General features: G+C 64.2%; 8 protein-coding genes and 2 pseudogenes. 5 read left to right on the forward strand and 5 right to left on the reverse strand.

The window, feature by feature from the left end; genetic code table 11:
- The first annotated feature begins 790 nt into the window (after positions 1-790).
- Positions 791-1,216, forward strand: coding sequence for an OmpW/AlkL family protein (locus tag F6X42_RS31630; protein WP_187637960.1), 426 nt, complete (start codon positions 791-793; stop codon positions 1,214-1,216).
- Positions 1,217-1,349: 133 nt separating this feature from the next.
- Here F6X42_RS31630 and F6X42_RS31635 read toward each other — a convergent pair whose 3' ends face one another.
- A complete protein-coding gene (locus F6X42_RS31635) occupies positions 1,350-2,627 on the reverse strand; it encodes an ATP-binding protein (RefSeq protein ID WP_187637961.1) in 1,278 nt (425 codons plus the stop codon).
- Complete coding sequence (locus F6X42_RS31640; RefSeq protein ID WP_187637983.1) at positions 2,611-3,369, reverse strand: response regulator; 759 nt, start codon at positions 3,367-3,369, stop codon at positions 2,611-2,613. Before F6X42_RS31640 ends, F6X42_RS31635 begins: the two co-directional genes overlap by 17 nt.
- 319 nt (positions 3,370-3,688) lie before the next feature.
- Between F6X42_RS31640 and F6X42_RS31645 the strand changes: the two genes are divergently transcribed.
- The 3 genes from F6X42_RS31645 to F6X42_RS31655 are packed head-to-tail and all read left to right on the forward strand — an operon-like array spanning position 3,689 to position 9,606.
- Complete coding sequence (locus F6X42_RS31645; RefSeq protein WP_187637984.1) at positions 3,689-4,954, forward strand: efflux RND transporter periplasmic adaptor subunit; 1,266 nt, start codon at positions 3,689-3,691, stop codon at positions 4,952-4,954.
- Between the two features lie 12 nt (positions 4,955-4,966).
- Positions 4,967-8,182, forward strand: coding sequence for an efflux RND transporter permease subunit (locus tag F6X42_RS31650; RefSeq protein WP_187637962.1), 3,216 nt, complete (start codon positions 4,967-4,969; stop codon positions 8,180-8,182).
- Positions 8,179-9,606: an efflux transporter outer membrane subunit gene (locus F6X42_RS31655; RefSeq protein WP_187637963.1), complete on the forward strand. Its 1,428-nt coding sequence runs from the start codon at positions 8,179-8,181 to the stop codon at positions 9,604-9,606. The genes F6X42_RS31650 and F6X42_RS31655 overlap by 4 nt, the downstream gene beginning before the upstream one ends.
- Before the next feature lie 196 nt (positions 9,607-9,802).
- On the opposite strand, the pseudogene F6X42_RS31660 reads toward F6X42_RS31655, so the two are convergent.
- Positions 9,803-10,741: pseudogene (locus F6X42_RS31660) on the reverse strand (IS1595 family transposase); the annotation flags it as partial.
- A 56-nt stretch (positions 10,742-10,797) separates the two neighbouring features.
- Between F6X42_RS31660 and F6X42_RS31665 the strand changes: the two are divergent.
- Positions 10,798-11,673, forward strand: a pseudogene (locus F6X42_RS31665) (IS91 family transposase); the annotation flags it as partial.
- Here F6X42_RS31665 and F6X42_RS31670 read toward each other — a convergent pair.
- Both F6X42_RS31670 and F6X42_RS31675 read right to left on the reverse strand, forming a co-directional pair.
- Positions 11,626-12,741, reverse strand: a complete 1,116-nt coding sequence (locus F6X42_RS31670) for a histidine kinase dimerization/phospho-acceptor domain-containing protein (protein ID WP_187637985.1) — start codon at positions 12,739-12,741, stop codon at positions 11,626-11,628. The pseudogene F6X42_RS31665 and the gene F6X42_RS31670 overlap by 48 nt on opposite strands.
- Entirely contained in the window at positions 12,725-13,483 is a 759-nt protein-coding gene (locus tag F6X42_RS31675) for a response regulator (RefSeq protein WP_187637983.1), read from the reverse strand. Before F6X42_RS31675 ends, F6X42_RS31670 begins: the two co-directional genes overlap by 17 nt.
- Positions 13,484-13,522: the final 39 nt, after the last annotated feature.

Below are 13,522 nucleotides of genomic sequence, written 5' to 3' on the forward strand. Positions count from 1 at the left end.
AACGAATCGTTCATCCGCGAAGGCGAACGCTTTTCAAAGGAGCGACGGTTGCCAGAATCTCTCCGTCCTGACCGAGAATTTGACCTGCGACAAATCCGGCATTCCCGGCCACACTCATGATGTAGTCGGGGTACGGGGAGTAACGGAACAGAAAACCCCTTTAAGCCTTCCAGTTATGTAGAAGCCTAAGAACATACCATCGGAGTGTGCTCGTCATCCATCCGGTCGAGAGTCATGCCCGATCGGCTCGTGTCCTTACATTGGGGTCTCCGTGATTTTGATGCCGTTTACCGGGCTACGCCGCTTCAAGCCCGACAAGGCATTGCGAGGCGGCCCCATTTAAATGACCATAAAAATCAGAGAGTTGCTGTTTGCCATGCCGGGGCGAGCCAGCGCCGAGAGCGCGTCGCGGACATCGGGCCGCGTCGGGCGAAAAGCCACGCTGCACAAGGCTTTGCGCCCGGTGGCACTGGTCCGGCGTGAACCGGAGCGGGCCGCTCGCACCAGCCTCGTCACGAGATTCGCATCCGGCGGGCAGGAATAGCGCACGATTCTCACGGCTAGAAAACCACTTTCCAGCCGGTTACCGGAGGGCGATCGGGGAGAAATGCCCTTATCACCGCGAAATGGCCCCGGTTCCGGCCTGCGCCGGGGCCGTCACATGGCTGCCGAAAAGCAAACAGGAAATCGATGATTTGGTTGAAGATTATTTAGGGGACAGAACGATGGGCCTTATCGCGCCTAGCTCCGACTACCCTTGTAAACGGCATCAAAATCACGGGGACCCCTGATGGGGGACAATTCGTTAGCGCAGTACGGAGTCGTCGGAAAATCGAAGCCACTCTCACCCGTGCTGGAACTCAGATACCACTTCATGCGCCCCGATGCCCGCTTCCGGCCGTTTGTGGGAATGGGCATCAACTACACGTGGTTCGTGGACACGCACATTACGAACCGGCAGTTTCTTGACGACTCGTGCGGGCCTGGCTGCACGACCGACTCGTCGCTCAGTCCGTCGTGGAACCCAACTTTCAAGGCAGGGTTCAACTTTGCGCTCAACAAACACCTGGGCATCAATGCATCGGTGACCTACATCCCGATGTCGAGCACGCTCACGACGGACGCAAGAACCGCCGCCGGCTCGCACATCGTGACGAAACTTCGCATCCATCCAGATCCGCTTATTACACAGCCGGACCTTGCCTACACGTTTTGAAGGTGCCCCACGACCGTCATCCGGACTCGAGCAGCATGCTCGCTGGATGACGCGAAACGCCCGGTGCTTTCCTAGCCGGCCCACCGTAGCGTCGTCCTGTTGGCACGAGGCGATGAGACGCGCATAGGGTGCTTCAACGTGTGGGGCTGCGCCTCGGAAACATCATCGCGACGACGAGGCCGCCATCGGACGCGTTGGAGATTTGAAGTGTGCCGCCGTGATGGCGAACGAGACGGCGCACGATGGCGAGACCGAGGCCGCTATGCGCGGTGCCACCGCGCGCGGGATCGAGCCGCACGAAAGGGCGCAGCACGCGGTCGAGGTCGGGCGCGGGCACGCCGGCACCATGGTCGCGCACCACGAGTTCGTAATGCTCCTCATGCGCTCGCGTGGATATCTCGACGGGCGGCTCGCCGTAGGTCAGCGCATTCTCGACGAGGTTCGACAGAATGCGGTCGACATCGACGATGGGCAGCATGAAGTCCGGCCCCGCGCGCAGGTCGAGCGTGACGAGCGCGTCTGCGTCCTGTTCGCCGCCAGGACTCAGCGGGTCCGCGTAATCGCAGCGGCAGTGCGCGTCCACGCTGATCTGCGGCGAGCCTTCGGGGCTCTCCCTGGCAAAGTCGAGGAACTGCGTGATGACGCGCGACATGGATTCGGCATCGCGCAGGAAACCATCGCGATCGCCCGGATCGGCAAGCAGGTCCGCACGCACCTGCATGCGCGTGATCGGCGTGCGCAGATCGTGCGCGATGCTCGCGAGCATCACGGCGCGCTCGCGCTCGACCTCGGCCAGTTCGCGCGTCATGTCGTTGAAGTCGCCGATCAGCTCGCGGAGCTCGCGCGGCCCGCGCTTGCGCACGTGGCTCAAGTGATGGCCCGTACGATGCTCGCGCGCGGCTGCGGCGAGGTCGCGGATCGGCCGGTTGAGTTGCCAGGCAAGCACGACAGCGACCACGATGGCGAACACCAGCGTGAGCGCCAGCACGCCGGTGAAACGGCTCAGCGGCACCTCCGCCTGCGGCAGCACGATGCCGCGCGAGCTGCCCGCGGGCAGGACGCGGAGCGTGCCTTCGCTGTCCAGCGCGACGTGGCTGCCTGCGGGCAGGACGCGCCTCAGACGCTGCTCGAGCGGCCCTATCGTGTCGTTGAGGAAACGCTGACCGTCGGCGGGCGGGAGCCCGTGAATGTCCACCAGAGAAATGCCGAGGATGTCCGCCACGGAACGTTCGTGCCCGGTGTCCTGCTGGCTCATTTGTGCACCGGCCTCCACAACGCGCGAGATATGGGACGCGGCGAGGCTCGCCCGTGTGCGGTCGATCAGCAGCAGCGACGTGAGGTGCACGAGTAGGAGCAGGCCAACCGTGGTGACCACGAGCCGGCCAAACACCGTATCAAGCGGATTCTTCATCGGCCGGGTTGTCGGGAATGAACATGTAGCCGACGCCGCGCATGGTTTGCAGCCGGCGGGGATTGGACGGGTCGTCCTCGATCAGCCGGCGCAGGCGCCACACCGGTACGTCGATGCCGCGTTCCGTGACTTCGGCATCCGGGCCGTGGAGCAGCTCGATGAGGCGCGTACGCGAAAGCGTTTCCATGGGGTGCGAGGCGAGCACTTCGAGCAGCGCGTATTCGCCGCCCGTGAGCTTCACGGGTTCGCCGTCGCACAGGAGCGTGCGCGTCGAGAAATCGAGTTCGAAACGTCCGAACCGGCACGGCGCGCGCTTCTCCGGCGCCGCCGTGGTCTGCGGCTGGCCCTGCCGGCGCAGCACCGCGTGGATGCGCGCGAGCAGTTCCTGCGGCATGAAGGGCTTGCCGAGATAGTCGTCCGCGCCGAGTTCGAGCCCGAGCACACGGTCCACGCCTTCAGCGCGGGCCGTGAGCATGACGACCGGAATCGTGTCGCCGCTGGCTCGCAGCTGCTTGAGCGCCGTGAGGCCATCCACGCCCGGCATCATGAGGTCCAGCACGATGACGGATGGGCGCTCGCGTTCCAGCCGCCGCGCCAGATTCGTGGCGTCGTGCAATACGGAGAACGCGATGCCGCGCTGCTGGAAGAACTTGCGCAGCAGATCGCGCAGTTCGGCGTCGTCGTCGACGAGCAGGACTTGCAGGGCGGAATCGGGCGTGGAAGGTGCGTGCACTTCAGGCATTCGGGGCGGCATGAGGACGGGGTTATCGTAGCCCGGAAAGGGCACGATTGGCTTTCGGAATATTACTGAGATCTGCGGTCGCTAACGCAAAGGCCGCGTCGTCCCGCGTTTCGTGCGCCGAACGCCCGAATCTCTTTCGCCGGTCTTGATGCGTCACTGGACAGTAAGTTTCCGTAAGCACGAAAACATGCGGCATCGGTAGCTTTACGCCTTGCCCAGCACCCGGTCCAGCTACGGCTTCCATTAAGGCTCCCGCCACGGCGCCCGGTGCGGTCCCGTTCTCGCGTCGCGAGGCATTGCGATGTCCAACAGGTCAAAGATGAAGACGCCAACCACCCTGATCCACGATGCGCACCACCGCCTGCACCGCCTGCGTTGGAGGCCGCGTCGGCTGTTTGCAGCACTCTCGATGCTCGCGATACTGGGCACCGCCGGCTGCAACAGGCAAGCAGGCCCACCCGCCGGCTTTCCCCCGCAAACCGCCCAAGTGGGCGTACTCACGCTCGCACCGCAGCGGATCGTAGAGACCGCCGAGCTCTCCGGCCGGCTTTCCTCGCAGAAGGTCTCCGACGTCCGCCCGCAGGTGAGCGGCATCATCCTCAAGCGGCTCTTCGTGGAAGGAAGCGACGTGAAGGCGGGCCAGGTGCTCTACCAGATCGATCCCGCCACCTACCAGGCCGCCTACGACCAGGCACGCGGCACGCTCGAGAAAGCGCGCGCCACGCTCGCCTCCGCGAAGACGAAGGCGGACCGCTACACGGACCTCGTGAAGATCAACGCCGTGAGCAAGCAGGACTACGACGATGCGGTTGCCGCCGTTCGCGAGGATGCCGCGGATGTCACCGCCGACGAGGCATCGCTCGAATCCGCGCGCGTGAACCTCGAATACACGCGCGTGCGGGCGCCCATTTCAGGCCGCATCGGCGCATCGACCGTGACCGAGGGTGCGCTCGTCACCTCGGACCAGACCACCGCGCTCGCCACGATCCAGGCGTTCGACCAGATGTATCTCGACGTCACGCGCCCCAGCACGGAATGGCTGAAGCTGCGCAAAGCGTTCGCCTCCGGGCGCCTGAAGAAGACCGGCAGCGACAGCGCCGTCGTCACGCTTGTGATGGAAGACGGCACGGAATACGCACACCCCGGCGCGCTGCAGTTCTCCGGCGTCACGGTGGACGCCACCACGGGTTCGGTCACGTTGCGCAGCACGTTCCCGAATCCCGAACGCGAATTGCTGCCCGGCATGTTCGTGCGCGCGAGCCTGGAAGAAGGCGAGAACGACAACGCGATACTCGTGCCGCAGATGGCAGTAACACGCGCGTCGGACGGCAAGGCAAGCATCTACGTCGTGGACGCGTCCGGCAAGGCCCAGCAGGCGACCGTGGTCGCCGACAACGCGTTCGGCGACCAATGGATCGTGACCTCGGGCCTGCACGCCGGTGACCGCGTGATCGTGAGCGGTTTGCAGAGCGAGCATGCGGGGGCGCCGGTCAAGGTGGTCGCCGATACGTCGCAGACGGGATCGAATGCACCATCGGATGCGTCAGCAGCAAGCGCGGCCCCGGCCGTGTCCGCGCAACGCTAGGCGGAGAACGACATGGCAGAGTTCTTCATCAAGCGTCCGATTCTCGCGTGGGTCGCCGCCATCGTCATCATGCTGGTGGGTGCCGCCGCGGTCACGAGCCTTCCCGTCGAGCAGTACCCCACCATCGCGCCACCCTCGGTACAGGTCACGGCGACCTACCCCGGCGCCTCAGCCGAGACCGTGGCGGCAACCGTCACCCAGGTAATCGAGCAGAAGCTGAGCGGCATCGACAACGTGCTGTACATGTCCTCCACGAGCAGTTCCGCGGGGCAGGGCACCATCACGTTGACGTTCAATCCCGGCACGAACCCCGACATTGCGCAGGTGCAAGTCCAGAACAAGGTGACGCAGGCCACGCCCACCTTGCCCCAGACCGTGCAGGAACAAGGCGTGCAGGTGGCGAAGGCATCGACGAACTACCTCATGATCGTCGCGCTCTCATCGCCGGGCGGCACCTGGAATTCAGTGGATCTCGGCAACATCATCGCCACCCAGATCGAAGATCCGCTCTCGCAGCTCAACGGCGTGGGCGACGTCACGCTGTTCGGCGCGCAGCACGCCATGCGCATCTGGCTCAATCCGGTGAAGCTGCGCAGCTACGGCCTCACGGCCTCGGACGTCACCACGGCGATCACCAATCAGAACGTCGAGCTCACCACCGGCCAAGTCGGCGGCGCGCCCGCAACGGACTCGCAGGCCATCAACGCGACCATCCGCTCATCGAGCCTGCTCACCACCGCCGACCAGTTCGCCAACATTCTGCTGCGCGTGAACAGCGACGGCTCCCGTGTGCTGATCAAGGATGTCGCGCGGGTCGAGGTGGGCGGCGACAGCTACGAGACCTCGGCGCGCCTGAACGGCAAGCCCGCGGCGGCACTTGCCATCAAGCTCGCCACCGGCGCCAACGCGCTGCAGGTCGCAAACGCGGTTCGTGCGAAGCTTGCCGAACTCCAGCCGCAGTTGCCGAAGGACGTGGCGTTCAGGTATCCGTACGACACCACGCCGTTCGTACGCATCTCGATCGAAGAGGTCGTGAAGACGCTGTGCGAAGCCGTCGTGCTCGTGTTCCTCGTGATGTACCTGTTCCTGCAGAACGTGCGCGCCACGCTGATTCCCACCATCGTGGTGCCGGTGGCGCTGCTCGGCACGTTCGGCGTGATGTCGATGATCGGCTTTTCGATCAACGTGCTTTCGATGTTCGCCATGGTGCTCGCCATCGGCCTGCTCGTGGACGACGCGATCGTCGTGGTGGAAAACGTCGAACGCATCATGATCGAGGAGAAGCTCGAACCGAAGGAAGCCACGCACAAGGCGATGGGCCAGATCACGGGCGCGCTGATCGGCGTGACCACGGTGCTCACCGCGGTGTTCATCCCGATGGCGTTCTTCTCGGGCTCCACCGGCGCGATCTACCGGCAGTTCTCCATCACGATCGTCTCCGCGATGCTGCTTTCGGTGATGCTCGCGCTCACGCTCACGCCGGCCTTGTGCGCCACGCTGCTCAAGCGTGCCGACGTGGAACATCACGAGAAGCGCGGCTTCTTCGGCTGGTTCAACCGCTGGTTCGCCAAAAGCAATGCGGGCTACAGCAGCAGCTCGCTCGCCCGCGTGGTCGCGAAGCCCACGCGCTACATGCTCGTCTACGGCGTGATCGCCGGCATCGTGGCGTTGCTCTACGTCACGCTGCCCTCCTCGTTCCTGCCCGACGAAGACCAGGGCTACTTCATCGTGTCGATCAGCGCGCCCGCAGGCACGCCGGCCTCGCGCGCGCTGAAGACGGTGGAGGCAGTCGAGCACTACGTGCTGAACGACGAACCGGGTGTCAAGCAGGTCATCGCCATCAACGGTTTCAGCTTCAACGGCCAGGGGCAGAACAACGCCATCGCCTTCGTGAGCCTCAAGGACTGGAGCCAGCGGGGCTCTCATGACAGCGCGCAGGCCATCATCGCGCGCGCCAACCAGCATTTCGCGGCGAACCGCGATGCGCAGATCTTCGTGCTGAATCCGCCCGCCATTCAGGAACTCGGGACGCAGAGCGGCCTCGACTTCGAGATAGAAGACCGCGGCGGCGCCGGGCACGACAAGCTGCTCACGGTGCGCAACCAGTTCCTCGGCATGGCGTCGAAGGATCCCACGCTCGCGATGGTGCGCCCGTCCGGCCTCGAAGATACGCCGCAGTTGCAGGTGGATATCGACCGCGAAAAGGCCAACGCGCTCGGGCTTTCCATCTCGGACGTCAACGACACGTTGCAGACCGCGTTCGGTTCGTCCTACGTGAACAACTACATCGACACGGGGCGTGTGCAGAAGGTCTACGTGCAGTCGGATGCGCCGTATCGCATGATGCCCACCGATCTCGGCGACTGGTATGTGAAGGCGAGCAGTACCTCGTCGAGTTCGTCTTCGTCTTCGTCGTCTTCGACAACCACCACGAGCACCAGTAGCAGCACCACAGGCTACGACTCCACCATGGCGCCGTTCTCGTCGTTCGCGAAGAGCCACTGGACGTTCGGGCCGCCGCAGATCGAGCGCTACAACCGGCAACTCGCCATGGGCATTTCAGCCGCCACGCAGCCCGGCGTGAGCACCGGCGAAGCGATGAACGCGGTCGAACAACTAGCCCGCAAACTGCCGCCCGGCTTCGCCGTGGAATGGACGGGACAGTCCTACCAGGAGAAGCAGGCCGGCTCCCAGGCCACGATGCTCTATGCGATCTCGCTCGTCATCGTATTCCTGTGTCTCGCGGGCCTCTACGAAAGCTGGTCGATCCCGCTCGCGGTGTTGCTCGTCGTACCGCTCGGCGTGCTCGGTGCGCTGCTCGCCGCGCATGGACGCGGACTCTCCAACGACATCTACTTCAAGGTGGGGCTGCTGACCACCATCGGACTCTCCACGAAGAACGCGATTCTGATCGTCGAGTTCGCCAAGGACCTTCAGGCGCAGGGACACAGTCTCGTCGACGCCGTGCTCGAAGCCGCCCATATGCGCCTGCGCCCCATCCTCATGACCTCGCTCGCGTTCGTGTTCGGCGTGCTGCCGCTCGTTATCAGCACGGGCGCCGGCGCCAGCGCGCGCCATGCGATCGGCACGGGCGTGACGGGCGGCATGATCGCCGCCACGGTACTCGCTATCTTCTTCGTACCTGTCTTCTTTGTCGTGGTACGCAGACTGTTCAAGGAACACGGCCATACCATGGATGCGGCGGAAACCAACGAGGGCAACGCATGAAACGCACACTGATCGCCCTTCTGTGCGCCGCCGCGCTCGGCGCCTGTTCGCTGGACCCGGCCTGGCAACGCCCGTCGGCACCCGTCGATAGCACGTGGTCCACCGCGCCCGCGCCGGCGCAGTCGAAAGCGGCAACGGCGGCCACCGCTGCCCCGCTCGCCGCTGACCTCGGCTGGCGCGACTTCTTCAAGGACCCGCGCCTGCAGAAACTGATCGAACTCGCGCTCGCGAACAATCGCGACATGCGCGTGGCCGCACTGAACGTGGCCGAGTACGAAGCGCAGTACCGCATCGCGCGCGCCAACATCGGCCCGACCATCAGCGCGTCGGGGTCGGCCACGCGCGAACGCGCGGAAGGCTCCACCAGCTTGTATAGCTCGAGCAGCGCGGGCGTGGGCCTCTCGTCGTGGGAAATCGACTTCTTCGGCCGCCTGCGCAGCCTGAAACGCCAGGCGCTCGAGCAATACCTCGCCACGGACGCCGCCCGCACGAGCACGCAGATTAGCCTGATCGCGACGGTCGCCACCGACTATCTGCAACTACTCTCAGACGAAGCCCTGCTGCAGATCACGCAAAACACGGTGGATGCGGACCAGCACACCTACGATCTGACGGTCAGCATGATGAAGATGGGCAGTGCATCGATGCAGGACGTGCGCCAGGCCGAAAACTCGCTTGCCGCCGCGCGTGCGAGCCTCGCCTCCTACACACGCGCAGTGGCACAGGACCGCAACAACCTCGTCGCGGAAATTGGCGCGCCGCTGCCCGCCGATCTGCCCCAGGGTCCCACGCTGATGGAGAGCGAGAACACGCTCGCGGACATCGGTGAAGGCGTGACATCGGATCTGCTCACGCGCCGCCCCGACATCGTCGAGGCCGAGCACACGCTCAAGGGCGCCAACGCGAACATTGGCGCGGCACGCGCCGCGTTCTTTCCGAAGATCGAGCTCACGGCGTCGGCGGGCAGCACCAGCAGCAGCCTCTCGAATCTCTTCAAGGCCGGCACGGGCGCGTGGACCTTCGCGCCGTCCATCTCGGTTCCGATCTTCGACTTCGGCTACAACCGGGCCTCGCTCGACGTCGCGAAGGTAGAGAAGGACATCGACATCGCCAACTACGAAAAGGCCATCCAGACGGCGTTCAAGGAAGTGTCCAACGCGCTTGCGGGGCGCACGACCTACGTATCGCAAGTGGCCGCGGACCGCGACTACGCGAACTCGGCGCAGCAGTACTACGATCTCGCGCAGGCACGCTACCGGGCCGGGACCGACAGTTTCCTGACCTTGCTCGACGCCCAGCGCACGCTCTACACGGCGCAACAGCAGCTTGTGACGGACATGCTCGCCAGGCAGTCGAACCTGATCACGCTGTACAAGGTGCTGGGCGGCGGCTGGTCGGAAACGAGCGCCGTGGCGCAGCAGTAGCCATACGTCCCATAAATTCTCGACATCAAGGGAACGCCGATCCGATGTACCAGGCAACCTTGATTACTCGAAATTGGGGTGTCCATTTAACCGGAGTTAGCGATTTGCCTCCACGGGCGACTCGGCGAAGGTCGCTGGGCGGATGTCCGCGTTGCCTCGGCGGCTTGGGAGGAACAGCCTTTGGGCTCTGGCTCATAACAAGGTCTTGGTAACGAACCGGTCCATGGGCCACAGCAAGCTCCAGGACCCGGTAGAACAGCATCCCTCGGCTACGTGCGCGGCGGCGGTTGAAACGGAACACGAACTCGTCCAGGTAACTGGGCAAGTGTGCAGAATCCACCGCTCCCTGGTGGGTGCCCAGTAGCCATCGCTTTGCAAGGGATGCTATTCGATGCACACCTGGCAGAAGTTCTCCGGGGTCCTCGCCCCGCGCCGATGCGGCCCGCTGGCTACGGCGGTCATGGATGTACCCGTTCTTCTCCAACCACCGGTAACCCTGCCAGGCATCGGTAATGACCGTCGCCCCCGGCTCGACGTTATCCAACACAAAGGAACGAAGCGATTCTGAGGAGGCATCCGCCACGGGCGCCATTCGACAGCGCCCGAATCCCTTCGGCTCCAGGATCTCGATCGCGATACACGTCAGGATCTTCTTCCCTTTGGCACGGCCTCCCGAGAGTCCGGATTCTTTGCCTCCGATGTAGGTTTCGTCAACCTCCACCTTCCCGCAAAGGCGCTCCCGATCGGGGCGAATCAGCACAGACCGCAGGCGATGAAGGATAGCCCACACTGTCTGGTAGGAGCCGATCTCCAGGGTCCGCTTCAAACTCAGCGCCGAGATCCCGTCTTTGCCGGTAGCAAAATGCCAACAGACCGAAAACCAAACCGTGAGGGGAGTACGGGTCCGCTCAAAGATGGTGCCTGCCATCACTGATGTGCGGCTACCGCATCCAGTACACATGAACCTGCCGTCCCCAAGCCGTCATCCTCGAGGATGACCACAGGACGGGCAGACGAAGCCGCAAGGCCATCGCAGCCATTCCAGGTAGTCCAGGCAGTCTGCATCAGTCGGGAACCAAGCCTGAAACTCCCCAAGGGACTTAGGATAGTGGGTGCTGGCGTGGGGACGTTCCATTGGCCCAGTCTACGCTCAACTCCGGTTAAATGGACACCCCAAAGGCACGTAATGGAGTGCACTCCATTACGTGCCGCAACCGGCACTGCCCAAAGTGTCAGGCTACTGCCGCGCGACGGTGGTTGGAAGCACGTCAGGAAGATCTCCTGCCCGTCGAGTATTACCACGTGGTCTTCACACTGCCGGCCGCGATCAGCGAGATTGCGTATTACAACAAGGCGGTGATTTATGGGCTGTTGTTCGATATGGCAGCCGAGACGCTGCGCACCATCGCGGCTGATTCGAAGCACCTCGGGGCGCAGATTGGCGCGACTCTGGTTCTGCACACATGGGGCTCGGCGCTCACGCATCACCCCCATGTTCATGGCATCGTTCCCGGTGGTGGCTTGACGGCCGATCGTACCCGTTGGGTGGCGTGCAAGCCAGGCTTCTTCCTGCCAGTGCGCGTACTCTCGCGGCTGTTCAGGCGACTTTTCCTCGAAGAGTTGGAGGCCGCATACCGCCGTGGTCAACTGCAGTTCTTTGGCGAATACACGGCGCTCGCCGATCCGGCAGTCTTCACTGAGTGGCTTGCCCCGATGCGCGCGTGTGAGTGGGTGGTGTATGCCAAGCGACCGTTTGCCGGACCGAAAGCCGTGTTGGCCTATCTCTCGCGCTATACGCACCGGGTCGCGATCTCTAACCAGCGACTGATCGCACTCGACGAGCGCGGCGTCACCTTCCGTTGGAAAGACTATCGTGTGGACGGGCGCACCCGCAATAAGACCATGACGCTCGCAGCGGATGAGTTCGTGCGTCGATTCCTGCTGCACGTGCTGCCCGGGGGCTTCCACCGTATTCGCCATTACGGCCTGATCGCGAATCCGTCGCGGCGCGACAATCTCTCAAAGATACGAGAGTTGCTGCATGTATCGCCTGCCGCGGTCGATCCTGTCAAGAAGCGAATTGCCGTCGCGCGTCAGGCGCGGACGCCGACCGCCGGAAGCCAGTTCTTCGAGCGCAACCAACTGGTGCTCGAGCAGCGTGTCCAATTCGGCGCGGTCCAGATCGATCTGGTCCGGCGCGTCCTTGATGAGCATCAATGTGGCGAATTCATGAGGGCTCAGCATGCGCGTCTCCTCACGATAATCGTATGTATGAGTTATAGAATCATCTGCGAACCGCGCATCCACGCTGATCTGCGGCGAGCCTTCGGGGCTCTCCCTGGCAAAGTCGAGGAACTGCGTGATGACGCGCGACATGGATTCGGCATCGCGCAGGAAACCATCGCGATCGCCCGGATCGGCAAGCAGGTCCGCACGCACCTGCATGCGCGTGATCGGCGTGCGCAGATCGTGCGCGATGCTCGCGAGCATCACGGCGCGCTCGCGCTCGACCTCGGCCAGTTCGCGCGTCATGTCGTTGAAGTCGCCGATCAGCTCGCGGAGCTCGCGCGGCCCGCGCTTGCGCACGTGGCTCAAGTGATGGCCCGTACGATGCTCGCGCGCGGCTGCGGCGAGGTCGCGGATCGGCCGGTTGAGTTGCCAGGCAAGCACGACAGCGACCACGATGGCGAACACCAGCGTGAGCGCCAGCACGCCGGTGAAACGGCTCAGCGGCACCTCCGCCTGCGGCAGCACGATGCCGCGCGAGCTGCCCGCGGGCAGGACGCGGAGCGTGCCTTCGCTGTCCAGCGCGACGTGGCTGCCTGCGGGCAGGACGCGCCTCAGACGCTGCTCGAGCGGCCCTATCGTGTCGTTGAGGAAACGCTGACCGTCGGCGGGCGGGAGCCCGTGAATGTCCACCAGAGAAATGCCGAGGATGTCCGCCACGGAACGTTCGTGCCCGGTGTCCTGCTGGCTCATTTGTGCACCGGCCTCCACAACGCGCGAGATATGGGACGCGGCGAGGCTCGCCCGTGTGCGGTCGATCAGCAGCAGCGACGTGAGGTGCACGAGTAGGAGCAGGCCAACCGTGGTGACCACGAGCCGGCCAAACACCGTATCAAGCGGATTCTTCATCGGCCGGGTTGTCGGGAATGAACATGTAGCCGACGCCGCGCATGGTTTGCAGCCGGCGGGGATTGGACGGGTCGTCCTCGATCAGCCGGCGCAGGCGCCACACCGGTACGTCGATGCCGCGTTCCGTGACTTCGGCATCCGGGCCGTGGAGCAGCTCGATGAGGCGCGTACGCGAAAGCGTTTCCATGGGGTGCGAGGCGAGCACTTCGAGCAGCGCGTATTCGCCGCCCGTGAGCTTCACGGGTTCGCCGTCGCACAGGAGCGTGCGCGTCGAGAAATCGAGTTCGAAACGTCCGAACCGGCACGGCGCGCGCTTCTCCGGCGCCGCCGTGGTCTGCGGCTGGCCCTGCCGGCGCAGCACCGCGTGGATGCGCGCGAGCAGTTCCTGCGGCATGAAGGGCTTGCCGAGATAGTCGTCCGCGCCGAGTTCGAGCCCGAGCACACGGTCCACGCCTTCAGCGCGGGCCGTGAGCATGACGACCGGAATCGTGTCGCCGCTGGCTCGCAGCTGCTTGAGCGCCGTGAGGCCATCCACGCCCGGCATCATGAGGTCCAGCACGATGACGGATGGGCGCTCGCGTTCCAGCCGCCGCGCCAGATTCGTGGCGTCGTGCAATACGGAGAACGCGATGCCGCGCTGCTGGAAGAACTTGCGCAGCAGATCGCGCAGTTCGGCGTCGTCGTCGACGAGCAGGACTTGCAGGGCGGAATCGGGCGTGGAAGGTGCGTGCACTTCAGGCATTCGGGGCGGCATGAGGACGGGGTTATCGTAGCCCGGAAA

It is taken from the genome of Paraburkholderia podalyriae, from assembly GCF_014397785.1.
GTDB lineage: Bacteria > Pseudomonadota > Gammaproteobacteria > Burkholderiales > Burkholderiaceae > Paraburkholderia > Paraburkholderia podalyriae.

What these genes read in the sequence shown, in the direction of transcription:
- F6X42_RS31640 (WP_187637983.1), bottom strand. Translation starts at nt 3,369, where the DNA reads ATGCCTGAAGTGCACGCACCTTCCACGCCCGATTCCGCCCTGCAAGTC.
- F6X42_RS31675 (WP_187637983.1), bottom strand. Translation starts at nt 13,483, where the DNA reads ATGCCTGAAGTGCACGCACCTTCCACGCCCGATTCCGCCCTGCAAGTC.
- F6X42_RS31655 (WP_187637963.1), top strand. Translation starts at nt 8,179, where the DNA reads ATGAAACGCACACTGATCGCCCTTCTGTGCGCCGCCGCGCTCGGCGCC.
- F6X42_RS31635 (WP_187637961.1), bottom strand. Translation starts at nt 2,627, where the DNA reads ATGAAGAATCCGCTTGATACGGTGTTTGGCCGGCTCGTGGTCACCACG.
- F6X42_RS31650 (WP_187637962.1), top strand. Translation starts at nt 4,967, where the DNA reads ATGGCAGAGTTCTTCATCAAGCGTCCGATTCTCGCGTGGGTCGCCGCC.
- F6X42_RS31645 (WP_187637984.1), top strand. Translation starts at nt 3,689, where the DNA reads ATGAAGACGCCAACCACCCTGATCCACGATGCGCACCACCGCCTGCAC.
- F6X42_RS31630 (WP_187637960.1), top strand. Translation starts at nt 791, where the DNA reads ATGGGGGACAATTCGTTAGCGCAGTACGGAGTCGTCGGAAAATCGAAG.
- F6X42_RS31670 (WP_187637985.1), bottom strand. Translation starts at nt 12,741, where the DNA reads ATGAAGAATCCGCTTGATACGGTGTTTGGCCGGCTCGTGGTCACCACG.